Source organism: Arthrobacter sp. StoSoilA2 (assembly GCF_019977195.1).
Lineage (GTDB): Bacteria > Actinomycetota > Actinomycetes > Actinomycetales > Micrococcaceae > Arthrobacter.
Window position 1 is genome coordinate 3,836,374 of sequence record NZ_AP024643.1, and the last position, 14,113, is coordinate 3,850,486.

The following is a 14,113-nucleotide window of genomic DNA, read 5'->3' on the forward strand; positions in this document are numbered from 1 at the left end:
TACTTTCTGTCAAGATATTTAGATCTAAAGTTATTTTGGCATCAACCGGCTCCGGGGGAAGCTCAATAACAGAACGACGGCGGCTGGCCGGCTGGGCGCAGCTGATAACCTGCGCGCTCCAGCGCGCCTTTGTGGATCGGATCGCTGGTGTGCGCCAGCGGCAGGCCTGAGGTCTGGTTCCTGGCGGCGATGATCTCCGCCATGATGGAAACCGCCGTTTCAGCGGGAGTGGAAGCGGAAAGGTCCAGTCCGATCGGCGAGCGAAGCGGTGCCATCGACTGGTCCGTGTGGCCCAAGCCAATCAGCCTCTCCCGGCGGTCTTGGGCAGTTCGGCGTGAACCCATCGCGCCGATGTACGCGAAACCGTGTCTTAGGGCTACATCAAGGACCGGAACATCGAATTTGGCATCATGCGTCAACACACAGATGGCGGCATCAGTGGCCAGCTTTCCCCGGGCAATTTCTTTCTGCAGGTAGCGCACCGGTTGGTCGATCACGATCTCATGGGCTGAAGGAATGCGCTCGGCCGTCGCGAACACAGCACGGGCATCACAAACTGTGACGTGAAAGCCAAGGAAAGCCCCCAAGTGGGCCAGCGAGGCGGAGAAATCGATCGCCCCGAAGATCAGCAGCCTACGGGCCGGACGGTAGACATCGATCAACAAGGACAGCGGCTTTTCGGTGCCGGTGGCCGCCGGAAGAAGGACCGACGTCGTAATTCCGGAGGCGATTGCCTCCTGGACTGCCTCCCCGGCGGCGCGGACCGCATCGGGAACAACGGCGGTACCTTCAAACAGCTCTTCGATGTCCGCATTTTGCGGGACCAGTTCGGATCGACCCACAAAGCCCGGTTCGCCGTCGAAGATGGTGACCATGGCGCAGGGCAGGTTCGCAGCCAAAGCCCGCTGCAATGAAGCGAAATGCGGGCAGGCGGCCGGATCGTACGTCTGGATGAAAATCTCAACGCTGCCGCCGCACATCAGACCGACGCCGAAACCGTCGTCGTCTGAAATGCCAAAACTGTGGAGCTCCGGGACCCCGCTGGCGAGAACGCCGGCTGCAGCCTCGATCACACTTGCCTCTACGCATCCACCCGAAACTGAGCCCACCGGCGATCCGTCTTCGGTGACGAGCATGGACGTTCCGACGGCCCGCGGCGCGGAACCCTCCGTGCGGACCACCGTAGCCAAGGTGAGCCGCTGACCGGTCAGCAGCGCTTCCTCCAGCTTTTCCATCACCTCACGCATTTCGGTGAGCCCGACCTTGGCGCGCACGTGCAGCGCGGATGCCGTTGTAGACCCGTTCAGGCGTCATGGGCAACGACGTGAGCTGTGCCCCGGTGGCGTCAGCGATGGCCTGGGCAATCGCCGGCGCAATGGGAAGCATGCCACCCTCGCCCATCCCTTTGGTCCCAAAAGGTCCGGCCCCATGGCCCTGCTCCTGGGTGATGGAGGAAAAGCGCCGGGGAATGTCCTCAGCCAGCGGTACCCGGTAGAGGAGCGCCTCGCCGTTAAGCAGCTCGCCGTCGTCGTACCGCAGTTCCTCGAAGAGTGCCTGGGCCAATCCGAAGACCGCTGCGCCCTCGTCCTGGCCGCGGCAACCCAGCTTGTTCACAACCTTGCCGGCGTCTCCGCTGACAACCAGCTGCAAAATCTCCACCCGGCCCGTTTCCGGATCAACGTCCACTTCCGCGGCTGCCCAACCGATCTCCCAAAACATGCAGGGTGCTTCCAGGGGTGCGCTGCTGGAAGAACGGACCTTGAAGTAGCCGTCCGCAGTGAACTCGAATCCTGTTCCGCCGAACCTGTCCATAATCAACGGCGGGAGCTCATAGGTGGTGCCGTCAGCGCCAACGATGTGCCAGTTGTCCAGGCGGATCGATTGGCGGTCCAGCAGCAGGTGTTCTGCCGCCATGTCCAACACGGAACTCCTCACCCGCTCAGCAGCCTGAAGCACTGCATGACCCATGACCGCGATGCCGGATGAGGCGTTGGTGCCTTGGTCGAAAGGGGTGTTGTCGGTGTCAATTGCGGCATATTTCACCCGCTTCGGATCGCATGCCAGCGTCTCCGCCACAATTTGGCACAGCGCCGAATGGCCGCCCTGGCCCATCTCCACCAAGCCACAATTCAGAAAGACATCGCCATTGGTGGTCACCTTGACCCTGGCTTGGGCAGGCTTGTTGACGCCACCACCATCTTTGATGCCGATGGCAACTCCCATGCCACGGTTGCCTGAACGCGGCCGGTCGCGATAACCGATAGCGTCGGCCACCAGGTTCAGGCCAAGCTTAAGATCCGAATCGATGGGAGTTTCTCCTGGAACGAACTCCTCACCCAATTCCTTGGCGTTCTTGAGTCGAAGCTCCAGTGGATCGAAACCCAGCCGCTCGGCGATCAGGTCAACTTGGCGCTCACTGGCCCAGGTGGCCTGGGTTGCGCCGAAACCACGGTAGGCGCCGGCAGGGACGGTGTTGGTGATCACCGCCTGGCAGACGGAATCTATCCGTTTCCAGCGGTAGGCTCCGGGCATCCGGTACCCGGCTTTCTCTGCCACCAGCGGACTGGCATCCGCATAAGCGCCACCATTGAGCAGCACCCGGGACTTGCGCGCCATGAACTCGCCATCTGCCTTAAGCCCGGACTTAACCGTGAGGATGGCGTCATGCTGGCTCAGCGTCAGGAAGACTTCTTCGGTGCTCATGCAGTAGCGAACCGGCCGCCCATCCGACAACTGCGAAAGCCGGATAGCGATCGCCTCCGTTTTTGGGCCGTTCTTAGCTCCAAATCCGCCGCCCAGGAGCGGGACGTTGACCCGGATGTCGTTTTCAGCAAGCCCAAAAACCCTGGCCAGTTCCTTGCGCATGGGGAAAGGGCTTTGAGTAGAGGTCCACACTTCGATTTCAGTCGCTGTTGCCTCGGCAACGGTGGCAAAGGGCTCGAGGTGCATGTGGTTCATCCGGGAGAAGGTAAAGGTGTCCTCGAAGATGTAGTCGCAATCTGCCCAGATGCTCTCCTCTCCCGTTTCGTAGCGGAATTCGTAGCTCACGTTGTGGGCGGTGTGTGCCGCGCCCGAGGCGCCATCGCCGTACTCGGGATAGGCGGCGAAGGGCTGGTCGGGAAAAATTGCAGGTGCTGACAGATCCAGTGCTGCTGTTGAATCAAAGACCGCCGGAAGCGGCTCATACTCAACCCGAATCAAATCCAAGGCCGCAACAGCGGTGCGTTCATCCACAGCAGCCACAGCAGCAACGACGTCGCCAACGTAGCGGACCGCGTCTGTGGCAACAATCGGTTGGTCTTTGACGTAAGTACCGTAGGAATGCAATCCATGGATTTCCTCGCGGGTGACCACGGCAGTAACTCCTGCCAGGGAGCGGGCGGCCGAAGCGTCGATGCTGAGAATCCGGGCGTGCGCGTGTGGGCTCCGCAGCACCTTCGCGTGAAGCATCCCGGGCTTCTCGATGTCCACTGTGTAGATGGCGCGCCCGGTGACTTTGGCGGTGCTGTCCAGGCGAGGGCGGTCGCGTCCGACGATCGGCGAATCGTTCGGCGTGAAGGGAATCACGATCCCGTTCATTCGGGCGCCTGATCCTGCTGCTTGGCCCCAGCCAGCTCCGCGGCACGCTCCACGGATTCCAGGATCATCTCGTAACCCGTGCACCGGCAGGTGTTCGAACTTATCCAGTCCCGGATCTCTTCCCGGTCCGGTTGCGGATTTTGCCGCAACAGCGCTGTGGTCACCATCAGCATGCCGGATGTGCAGAAGCCGCATTGGAAGCCGCCGCATTCCCTGAATGCCTGCTGCTGGGCACTCAAAGTGCCGTCTTGGGCAGCCAAGCCCTCAACCGTTTCAACACGCGCACCGTCAATGTCGAAAGCGAACGTGGAACACGCAGCCACGGGAAGGTCATCAACCAAAACAGTGCAGGCACCGCAGACACTTCGCTCACACGAAGCACGGACGCCTTGCTTACTGCAGCTGTTGCGCAGCAAATCCAAGACCGTAGTACTCGTGGGAACAGAATGCCTTTCCGGGCTTCCATTCAGCTCAAATTCAACCTTGTGGGTGAATGTTTCCTGGCTTGATTCCGGTGATTCAAGGCTCATGGCTGGCTACCTTTCCTTTGGTTACCGGTTGCTTCGGCAAGAAGACGGCGGCAGAGAACGCCCACAAGGTGTCGCCGGTAGTCGATGGATCCCGAGTAGTCGCCCGCCTCGTCCGGAAGCTGAGCCGCCAGGACCTCGCCCACAAAGGCCGGGTCAAGCTCGGTGATGGCAGTCGCCTCCGCAGTGTGTGACAGAACAAAAGGCTGCCGGTATTCACTGCCACAGACGGCAGTGACGGTAAGGCCGGCCTGTGGGTTCTTTCGGACCGTGAGGGACACCGTGCTGAGGGGGCGCATTGACCGCTCGTAACCGAACCACAGCAGGGACGGGGTATCGATGGTGACGGCGGTCAGAATACCCACATTGCCAGGGTCCGGATCCCAGAGCGATGAGACGGGCAGGGCTGCAATATCTCCGCCTTGAAACTGCATCTGCGCACCCAGGGCCGACAGAATGACAGGCATTTCGTATCGATAGCGGCGGGCAAGGAGATTTCCCCCGAGGGTGCCGCGATAGCGGATTCGAACTGTGGCAATTGATCCCCAGGCTGCTGCCAGGGCCGGGACGGATGACAGGATTTCCGGGCTTCTGCTGCCTTCAGCGTGGCTCACCAGGGAACCAATGCGCAGCAGCCCGTCCTCATTCGATATTGCCCGCAATTCCCTGATTCGTTGGATGGAAATCAGAACCTCCGGCTCTAATCCCTCGCGGAATTGCGCCACGAGATCCGAACAACCCGCCGCAATCACAGCTTCTGGATGTTGCCGGGTAAGAGCCACTGCCTCTCCCAGCGAAGTAGGCCGATGCAAAACAAATGGTGGAAGGGCGGACTGGCTCTGGGCTATCAGCCCCGCCCCTAATTTTTGGCCTCGCATTGGTCAGCCTTCTTTCGCCGGACAAAACCTGTATTCCTTATTAGCCAGCCGGGCGCCCCACAACGGGCCGCCCGGCACGGCTCCAACAACCCCTACGCCGGGCGGTCGCCCTTCAGCGTGACCCGGTGCATCAGCCTGTAGTGAGGGTGGTAGTCCCCCACCGCGTAGTGCTGCGTCGATCGGTTGTCCCAGATCACCAAGGAGTTCGGCTCCCAACGGAAACGAACCTGGTATTCCGGGGTTCTGGCCAGATCCGTGAGCATGTTTCTCAACGAGTCCCCCAGCTGCGTGGAAATACCCGTGAGCCGGGTGGTAAACAAGGCGTTGACGTAGACGAGCTTGCGGCCGGTTTCCGGATGCTTACGCACAACAGGGTGCGTCATGGGTGGATACTTCCGCCGCGTTTCCTCGTAGCGCGCCTCGCCGTCGGGCCCCTGGCGGACAACGCCGGTGAGTTCCTTTTCCCAGTCGTGCACTCCCTCAAGCCCGTCAATGACGCTTTTCACGTTCTCCGGCAGGGCGTCATACGCCGCGGTCATGCTCGCCCAGAGCGTGTCACCGCCACACGGCGGAATTTCCTGGGCATGGAGGCAAGTAGCTGAATTCGGGGTTGCCTGCCAGGTCAAGTCCGAGTGCCAGACGTCGGTTCCTGCAGCCCGGCCACGCGACTCCAGCACCTCAATGTGCGGATATTCGGGGAGCGAGGGGAAGAACGCACTTACTTCCTGGGGATCCCCGAACACCTTGGCGAATTCGATCTGATCGTCCGGCGTAATCTGCTGATCGCGGAGAAACAGTACTTGGTACTCCAGGAAAGCTTCCCGTAGTTCCGCCCGGCATTCGGGGGTGATCTTTTCCCGTAGATCCAGTCCATGGATATACGCCCCAATGGTGGGTGTTGCTCGTTCCAGCGTAAATGTCTTGAACTCTTGGTTGTTGCCGCTCATGGTGGTTCCTTCCTTTGTTGGAAATGCTTGTGTCAAATCACTCGGAAAACGTGGGTGTGGGGACCTCGTCAACTCCCGTCGCATTGCTGCGCCTCCGGACCTGTGATGCCTTGTTTCGGATGACCCTGCCGAGCAAAAGCGCGCAGATGATCGATACAGTTCCGGCGACGAACACGTAAAGCGATGTGGAGACGGACGCATTCGTCGCGGCAAACAGGGCACCGGCTATAAGAGGTGCAATGGCGCTGCCGAAGAGATTTCCGAGGGTGGTGGCCAGGGACAATCCGCTGTAGCGGACCTTTGCGTCAAAGGCGGTGGAGAAGTATGCCGGCGTCAGCGCCCATGGGATGTATACGGCTACCGTTGCGGCAAAGTAGCAGACGGCGATGAAGCCATACGTGCCGCCGTCCAGGGCAAAGTACAGCGGGAAGGCAACGATGACGATGAGCGCAAGCCCCCACAGGTACACCCGTTGTCCGCCGAATTTGTCCGAGAGTGCACCGGCGAGCGGGGTAACCACGAAGCCAATGGCAGAGGTTACGATCACCAGGACCAACATCGACGTCGAATCCAGCTCACCTGACTTCCCCGCGTAGACAAAGTTGTACACCGTAATCAGGTAGAAGAAGATTCCCGGTGCCAGGCTGGCGCCGGCCACAAGGAACACTTGCTTGGGGTGTGTCCGAAGTACCTCGACTACAGGCAGACGCACAACGCCGTGGTCAGCCTTGACTCGATCAAACTCCGGACTTTCCGCGACCTTCATGCGAATAACCAGGCCGGTGATAACCAGTACCGCACTAAGCAGGAAGGGGACCCGCCACCCCCAGGCCATGAAAAGGTCTTTGGACATCGATTCCAGGGGTATATACAACGTCATGGCCAGGATCAGCCCCACGGCAACGCCTGCCTGCGGCCAGCTACCGAAATAGCCCCGCCGACCCTTCGGGGAATGTTCGGTAGCCATCAGCACTGCACCACCCCATTCGCCGCCGAGCGCGAACCCTTGAGTCAGCCGCAGCACCACCAGCAGAACAGGGGCGAACACGCCTATCGCGTCATATGTGGGCAACAGTCCGATCGCAACGGTGGCAATGCCCATGATCAGGATGGTGAGGACCATCATCGGCTTTCGGCCTGCCCTGTCCCCGAAGTGACCGAAGACAATCGCCCCAATGGGACGCGCGACGAAGCCGGCCGCGAAAGTAGAGAACGCAAGCAAGGTCCCGGTGGTGGGGTCGAAGCCGGGGAAGAAGAGCTGGTTGAAAACGAGCACCGCCGCGGTGCTGTAGATGAAGAAGTCGTACCACTCGATAGTCGTACCGATGAGGCTCGCGAATGCGACCTTCCTCGGCGAACTCGCGCCCGATGGTTGTGCAACCACTGCACTCATATTGTGCCTCCAGGTAATTTTGCGAAGAGTCGGCCCCGCTATGCGTGGACCGTGGTAATCAGGGCTGCTTAGGGCACCTGTCTCAGAATGAGCTTTGAAGTGATGCAGATTACTTCAGTGGTCATTATCTTATTGCTGAGATGCTTTGTGCGCAAGATCTCATTTTTGAGGGAACCATTGCGAGTGGAGGGCATCGGAGTAGAGGTGGCCCTGGAAACTTTGCCCTGGCTGGTTCAGCGCTTCTTCATGACAAGCCACCCTGCTCGGTTGTGGGTGCTATGAGGCCCGTTACCATGTGTTCGAGAATTTCCTGGATGCCCCGGATGTCCCGCAGGGAGGGAGTACGGACAACGCTGCTGATCACGTGCAGCGCCGCTTTCACCCGGGTTCTGACCATCTCCGGATTGGCACTCGGGTAAATGTCCTCCACCAGCGAGGCCAGGTCGGTGATGTAGTCGCCCTGCGCGTCCATTAGGTTCCGCAAGTCCTCCTCGGGCAGGTGTGGACGTTCAGACACGGCCAGCTGCAGGAATTCCGGGCTGGCCAGCGAGAAAGCAATATACGAGGAAAGGATGCGCTGCAGTGCCTCGGATGCATCAGCGGCTTCAGATAGAGCGCGCCACATGTCCATCCATTGCACTTCTTTGGCTCGATGCAGTGCTGCGGCAAGCATTTCCGCCTTGCTGTCGAAGTGCCGGTAAATGCTGGGACCCGTGACTCCAATCTCGGCGGCAATGTCGTCAAGACTCACGGCTTCAAACCCAAACGCAGCGAACTGTCGGATTGAGGCAGCCAGCAATGCCTCACGGCGGCTACGCGGCATGGGAATCTGCGTGCGCCGGTGGTTCCCCGACGCTTCAATCGGGGGCAATGGCATGACGAGTACTGTGCGGGCGAGCCTGGCCAGCTGGAACTCTTCCTCCACCCGTGAGAGCCGGTGAGGGTTCCACGACACACTGATCATCACAGCAAACATCGCCCAAGCCCGCAGGTCAGCCTCGGAAGCGGGCAACGCATGGCTGCCGGACTGCAGTTTGCTGCTCATAGCAAACTTGATGCTGCTCGCAATATCGAAGCGGGTGGCAGGCGGAAGGTGCCGGGATTCACGCTCCCACAGCACGCCGTTTTCCCGGTGCTCCAAAACTGCCCGGCCCAGCGCCGCGATCAACTGTTCGAGGTCGCCGTCAGGGGCTTGGGTGACGCTATCCAAAACGGGCTGGAAGCTGGCCACAACTGCCTCGCGAAGCAGCTCGGCCTTGCTCGGGAAATGTCGGTAAAGGGCGGATGGTTGAACCGCCATGGCTTTGGCCACATCGGTCATGCTGACTTGCGCGTATCCCTTCTGCGCGAAGAGGTCACCTGCCGCAGCAAGTATCAGGGCGCGCCGGTTCCGCGGCCTGGTGCCGCGCGCCGGGGCGGTTGAGGACTCATTCATATTCATAGGATTAGTCAGATTCACTTATTGCGCAATAGCCCGCCACGTGCCAAAGTTTAAGAACGACATGCGAAAGACTGCCCTTCACTTGCGGATAAGCCCGTTGCCGCCAGATAGCAGTGACTCACCGTAGCGGGAAACGTGAAGGTTTCCCCTCAATGCGAGCACCGGCCCGAGCATCCCGGCGGCCGATGCATATTCACTTACGGGACGCCAAGCGGGTGCCAGACCCAGAGAAGCATTCCCCAAGCCCCATAGCACCCCAAGCCCCCCAAACCCCAGCACCGTCCGGTGACAAAGGAGTCCCCATGAAACGACGTGCAATAGTCGCTATTGCTGCACTTTTCGGCTTCGCAACCCTGACTGGCTGCAGCACAGGGAATGACGCCCCCAATGCCTATTCCGTCAAGACGGACATTCCGACCGCAGCAGCGATGGATCCGGCAATCCTCGACGCCGCCGTCAAGGAAGGCTCGCTGCTGGTTTACGGCGAGGCGAATGAGGCGTCCATGAAGCCGGTCCTGGCTGCTTTCCAAAACCAGTATCCGGATATCAAGACCAGCTACATCAGCCTGGGTGGAACGGAAAGCTTCCAGCGGTACCTCAACGAAAAAGCAACTGGCGGAAAGACCGCGGACGTCATCGTCAGCCTCCAAGGCGCGAACTTCCTGGATCTGGTCAAGCGTGGTGACATCCAGGACTTCACACCACCCGCCGCCGCGCCGCTGCCCGACTTCGGGAAACTCGCCCCCGGGGTCTTCGCGATGGAACTGAACCCGGTCATGGCACTGATCAACACCACCCTCCTGCCCGAATCCGAACAACCCGATTCCCTTGCATCGCTTGCCAAGATGTCCAGTGACCCCAAACTCAAGGACAGGATCGTCACCTACGACGGCACTACGGAGTTTGGCTACACGGTTAATCACGCATACATAGCCAAGGCGGGAGAGGCAGGATGGAAGGTCCTTGAGCAACTCGGACCAAACACCAAGGTCGAAGCCAGCGCAGGGCCCATGTACAACAAACTCCTGCAGGGTGAGTACACCATGTCCTACTTCCAGTCCGGCGCCACCCGGCCACTTATCACCGGCGCTGCCGCGAAGGTGCTGAACTACAGGTTCTTCGCAGATGGAACACCCATCATGCCCCGCGGTGCCGGAGCGACCACTGGGGGCAAGTCACCCAATGCGGCCAAGGTGTTCGTGAACTTCCTGATTGACAAGGCCGGCCAGACGGCCGGGTGCGCCGGCGGATTCGCACCCTACCTGGACGGGGTGGACTGCCCGGTGAACCTGGCCAGGGTAACTGCGCAGCTGGGTGCGGAGAATATCAACATTGCCAAATGGGACCAAGCCCTGGTTACCGATGCACCGGCCTTCAAGAACCGCTGGAAGGAAGCATTCGGGCGATGAGCAGCCCCACACACTCTGACCCCAAGGCACCGTCACCGCCGCCAGGTATAGGGAACCTCAAGCGGGCATGGCTGCCGGAGCAAGTCATCCACTACGGTGTCTGGATCCTGGCAGTCCTGCTGATCCTCGGCCCGATCGTCCCGATCGTCTGGTCATCGCTCTGGTCCACCCCTCTCTACGAGAGCGGCGGCAGCGCTACCCTGGACAACTTCCGGAAACTGGCCGTTGATCCCCTCTGGTGGTCAGCCGTCGCCAACAGCCTGCAGTTCGCGCTCTTCGCCACCATCGGCTCAGTTATGGTTGGAACCACGCTGGCCTTGTTGGTAGCCCGGACGGACCTCCCGTTGAGGAGAATCTATTCTGCCCTGATTGTCCTGCCCTTGGTCCTGCCCGGATTGGTGCTCATCGTCGGGTGGCAGTCGATGTGGTCAAAGAACGGGTATGCCACCCATCTGCTGGAAGAGTACACCCCCTTCACTGTTCCCTTTGACCTCTACAGCGTTGCAGGAATGGTGGTCATGGGTACAGTCCTTGGCTCGCCGGTGGTCTACCTCTTTGCCCGGGGGACGCTGTCCTCAGGCGATTCGACACTCGAAGAAGCCGCCCGTTGCGCTGGCGCCAGTCCCCTCCGCGTCTTGCTCTCGGTGACTCTGCCGTTGCTCCGCCCGGCATTACTCAACTCCGGGCTCCTGGTCTTCGCGTTGGCGTTGGAAACGCTGGGGATCCCCCTCATCCTTGGTACGTCCAAGAACATCAACATGATGTCCACCTACCTGTACAGGCAGTGGACCGGAAGCCCCGACGCCGGTGGAGGAGTTCTGCCTGCAGGGGCCGTCATGTTGTTGCTCGCCGTCACTCTGCTGCTGTTGCTGCGCAACCGCCTGGCCGGCGACCTCGCGCGCTTTACTACGACCGGTGGAAAGTCATCCAGACCGGCGAACGTTGTTAAATTGGGCCCCCTCGGCTGGCTGCTGTCCGCCGTCGTCGGAGTTGTTCTGGGCTGTGCAACCCTGGTGCCGCTCAGCGGGGTGGTCCTCGCCTCTGTGACCGCCCTTCTGACGCCGGCAATCAATCCGTTCAGCGTGCTGACATTGGATAACTTCTCAGCGATCTTGACCAACCCGCTCTACACGGGTGCGATCGGCAACAGTTTGCTGGTTGCCACCGTTGGCGCTGCAATCGCGACCGCCTGCATTTCCGTGATCGCGCTGGTTGCCCACCGTTCCAATTTTCGGTTCCGCGCATCTTTGGAGCACATCGTGCTGTATCCCCGGGCTGTCCCAGGCCTGATCACCGGCATGGCCTTCTTCTGGACGTTTGCCATCCTGGACCACTCCGGAACCTTCAGAGCCACACTGTGGGCGGTCGGAATCGCCTTCGGGGTCCGGGCACTCGCCATGGGCTATGCCGCGTTCTACCCATCGCTGGCTGCGCTGGGTGCAGACTTGGACCGCGCCGCGCGCTCGGCCGGGGCGGATTGGTGGACGGCGATGCGCACCATCATCCTCAGCCTTCTGAGGCCAGCCATGGGCATCTCCTTCGTCTTGCTCTTTGTAGCAATGCTCAATGAAGCCGACGCCGCAGTTTTCCTGGTGACCCCCGAAACCCAGGTCTTGGGACTGGCAATGCTTCAAATTGCAGCAAATGGCCTCGGCGGCACCGTCGCCGCCCTCGGAGTTATCCAACTCGTCATCACCGCAGCTGTCCTGGGCGCAGGACGCATCCTGTTTGGAGTTCGCCCTCATGCCTGATCTGGTCATCACCAATCTCACCAAGAAGTTTGGCCGTCTGACGGTCCTGGACAACGTGTCGGTGACCGCTTCCGACGGACAGATCCTGACGTTGCTCGGCCCAAGCGGCTGCGGCAAGTCCACAACGCTCTGGTCCATCGCAGGACTGCTCATGCCCGACGGCGGCAGCATCGTTGTGGGCGATCAAACCTTGTTCAACCATGACTCCTCCGCATTCCTGCCGCCGGAACGCCGCGATTGCGGCGTGGTTTTCCAGTCGTACGCCGTGTGGCCGCACATGAAGGTCCGCGACAACGTCGGCTATCCGCTGCGGCTCCGACGCTTCAAGTCCGAGGCGCTCCGCCGGCGCGTCGACGAAGTGCTTGAGCTGGTTGACCTCTCCGATCAGGCAGACCGCTATCCGCATCAGCTCTCCGGCGGCCAGCAACAACGAGTGGCGCTGGCACGCGCATTGGCATTTCCTCCGCGCTTGTTGCTCCTCGACGAGCCGTTTTCCAACCTTGACGCCAAGCTGCGTGAACGTACCCGCGATTGGTTGCTCCAGTTACAACGCAAGATTGGCGTCACCACGGTTTTCGTGACCCACGATCAAGACGAAGCCCTGGCAATGAGCGACAAGATTGCGGTCATGTCGGCCGGAACCGTGCGGCAAATTGGTACGCCGGAGCAGATCTACAACGATCCCGCCGATCTCTTCGTTGCTGATTTCGTTGGCACCAGCAACCTGCTGGAGGGAACAGTGATCGCCCGCTCAAAGGGGATCCTGACGATCAAAATCGACGGGTTGGACCAAGCGATCCACGTACCGTCCTCGATTGGTTCCGACGGCGTTGTGGTTGCCGTTCGGCCTGAAGCCCTGGCGTTGTTGCCTGACGATGCGTCGTCCGAGGGCTACGAAATGACTGTTAATGGACCCGTCCTTGAAAGGTCGTATCACGGACATCACTTCCGCTACAGGGTTGGCGTCGGCGAGCAGGTCCTGGTGGTTGAAACCCGCGAGCGCACGGATGCCTCCCATGTACGTGTGGGCATTCCACGGGACGGCTACAAGTTGTTCCAGCCCCGGACTGCCACGGCAGCAAAGGCCGCACAATGATTCCGGTCAGGTCAAACCACCCCATCAGGATCGACCTGTTCAGCGACACTATTACCCGGCCAACAGAGGCCATGCGGCAGGCCATGGCAAACGCCGAGGTTGGGGATGAACAAAAGGGTGAGGACCCCTCCACCAACGAACTGGTTGCCCTGGCACGGGAGCTTCTGGGTAAGGACGAGGCGGTTTTCCTGCCATCAGGAACCATGTGCAACCAGATCGCCTATGCGCTCCATTGCCGGCCTGGCGATGCGATTCTTGTTGACGAGAGCGCCCACTCTCTGTGCCATGAGGAAACCGGGGCTCCCGCATTGGCCGGGGCTATGTACAGGCCCATCCGGGCAGAACGTGGCGTGTTCTCTGTTGCCCAGCTTGAAGCGGCGCTCCGCCCGGTGGGCAGGTCATCGGCCCGGAATGCGGTGCTCTCCATTGAACAACCATCCAACCTCGGAGGTGGTACGTGCTGGTCCCTGGAGGGCATCACATCAGTGACGAAGGTGGCACGCGCTCATCGGATCAAAACCCACATGGATGGCGCCCGCTTGCTCAATGCGGTGGTGTCTACCGGCGTATCTGCGCACGATTTTTGTGCCCCGTTTGACTCAGTCTGGCTGGACCTCAGCAAAGGGTTGGGCGCTCCCATAGGAGCGGTGCTGGCCGGCAACGCTGATTTCATCAATGAGGCGTGGCGGCTCAAGCAACGGTGGGGTGGCTCCATGCGCCAATCAGGGATTGTGGCTGCAGCCGGTACTTTTGCCCTGCGCAACAACGTGGACAGGCTGGCAGATGATCATGCGAATGCCCGTCTGCTGGCCGGGCTGCTTGCCGTCCACCCCCACATTTCGATCGACCCAAAAACCGTTCAGACAAATGTTGTCCTCTTTGACCTGGTCGATTTCCCCGTCACCGCAGATGTGCTGGTGGACCGCCTGCTCCAGGAAAGCGGGGTACGAATGGGCGCTTTTGGACCGTCCACGATTCGCGCCGTCACCCATCTCGATGTTGATACCGAAGGTGTACGCCTCGCCGCTGAGGCGCTCAAGGAATTGCTGGATGAAACGTACTCGATAGACGTAAGCAAAAGGAGCAACTGAC

The 14,113-nt window shown here is 60.4% G+C and carries 11 protein-coding genes; 4 read left to right on the plus strand and 7 right to left on the minus strand.

Annotated features, from left to right (window positions below):
- Window positions 1-62: 62 nt before the first annotated feature.
- The 7 genes from LDN82_RS17420 to LDN82_RS17450 form a co-directional block, all read right to left on the minus strand.
- A complete protein-coding gene (locus LDN82_RS17420; protein WP_224165201.1) occupies window positions 63-1,274 on the minus strand; it encodes an XdhC family protein in 1,212 nt (403 codons plus the stop codon).
- Window positions 1,240-3,579, minus strand: a complete 2,340-nt coding sequence (locus LDN82_RS17425; protein ID WP_224165202.1) for a xanthine dehydrogenase family protein molybdopterin-binding subunit — start codon at window positions 3,577-3,579, stop codon at window positions 1,240-1,242. The genes LDN82_RS17420 and LDN82_RS17425 overlap by 35 nt, the downstream gene beginning before the upstream one ends.
- On the minus strand, window positions 3,576-4,109 hold the full coding sequence (locus LDN82_RS17430) for a (2Fe-2S)-binding protein (RefSeq protein WP_224165203.1): 534 nt from the start codon (window positions 4,107-4,109) through the stop codon (window positions 3,576-3,578). Before LDN82_RS17430 ends, LDN82_RS17425 begins: the two co-directional genes overlap by 4 nt.
- Entirely contained in the window at window positions 4,106-4,888 is a 783-nt protein-coding gene (locus LDN82_RS17435; protein ID WP_263422268.1) for an FAD binding domain-containing protein, read from the minus strand. The genes LDN82_RS17430 and LDN82_RS17435 overlap by 4 nt, the downstream gene beginning before the upstream one ends.
- Window positions 4,889-5,076: 188 nt before the next feature.
- Window positions 5,077-5,931, minus strand: a complete 855-nt coding sequence (locus LDN82_RS17440; protein ID WP_224165205.1) for a TauD/TfdA family dioxygenase — start codon at window positions 5,929-5,931, stop codon at window positions 5,077-5,079.
- A gap of 37 nt (window positions 5,932-5,968) precedes the next feature.
- Window positions 5,969-7,324, minus strand: a complete 1,356-nt coding sequence (locus tag LDN82_RS17445; RefSeq protein WP_224165206.1) for an MFS transporter — start codon at window positions 7,322-7,324, stop codon at window positions 5,969-5,971.
- Window positions 7,325-7,568: 244 nt separating this feature from the next.
- Window positions 7,569-8,759, minus strand: a complete 1,191-nt coding sequence (locus LDN82_RS17450) for a TetR/AcrR family transcriptional regulator (RefSeq protein ID WP_224165207.1) — start codon at window positions 8,757-8,759, stop codon at window positions 7,569-7,571.
- 308 nt (window positions 8,760-9,067) lie between these two features.
- Between LDN82_RS17450 and LDN82_RS17455 the strand changes: the two genes are divergently transcribed.
- From LDN82_RS17455 to LDN82_RS17470, 4 genes are read left to right on the plus strand one after another with little or no spacing between them, the layout of a single operon-like run.
- Window positions 9,068-10,174 carry an ABC transporter substrate-binding protein gene (locus tag LDN82_RS17455; protein ID WP_224165208.1) on the plus strand — a complete coding sequence of 369 codons (1,107 nt, stop codon included), beginning with the start codon at window positions 9,068-9,070 and terminating at the stop codon, window positions 10,172-10,174.
- Entirely contained in the window at window positions 10,171-11,925 is a 1,755-nt protein-coding gene (locus LDN82_RS17460) for an iron ABC transporter permease (RefSeq protein WP_224165209.1), read from the plus strand. The genes LDN82_RS17455 and LDN82_RS17460 overlap by 4 nt, the downstream gene beginning before the upstream one ends.
- Entirely contained in the window at window positions 11,918-13,021 is a 1,104-nt protein-coding gene (locus LDN82_RS17465; RefSeq protein ID WP_224165210.1) for an ABC transporter ATP-binding protein, read from the plus strand. The genes LDN82_RS17460 and LDN82_RS17465 overlap by 8 nt, the downstream gene beginning before the upstream one ends.
- The gene (locus LDN82_RS17470; RefSeq protein WP_224165211.1) at window positions 13,018-14,112 is read left to right on the plus strand and encodes a threonine aldolase family protein; all 1,095 of its coding nucleotides are present in this window, start codon (window positions 13,018-13,020) and stop codon (window positions 14,110-14,112) included. Before LDN82_RS17465 ends, LDN82_RS17470 begins: the two co-directional genes overlap by 4 nt.
- The last annotated feature ends 1 nt before the right edge of the window (window position 14,113 follow it).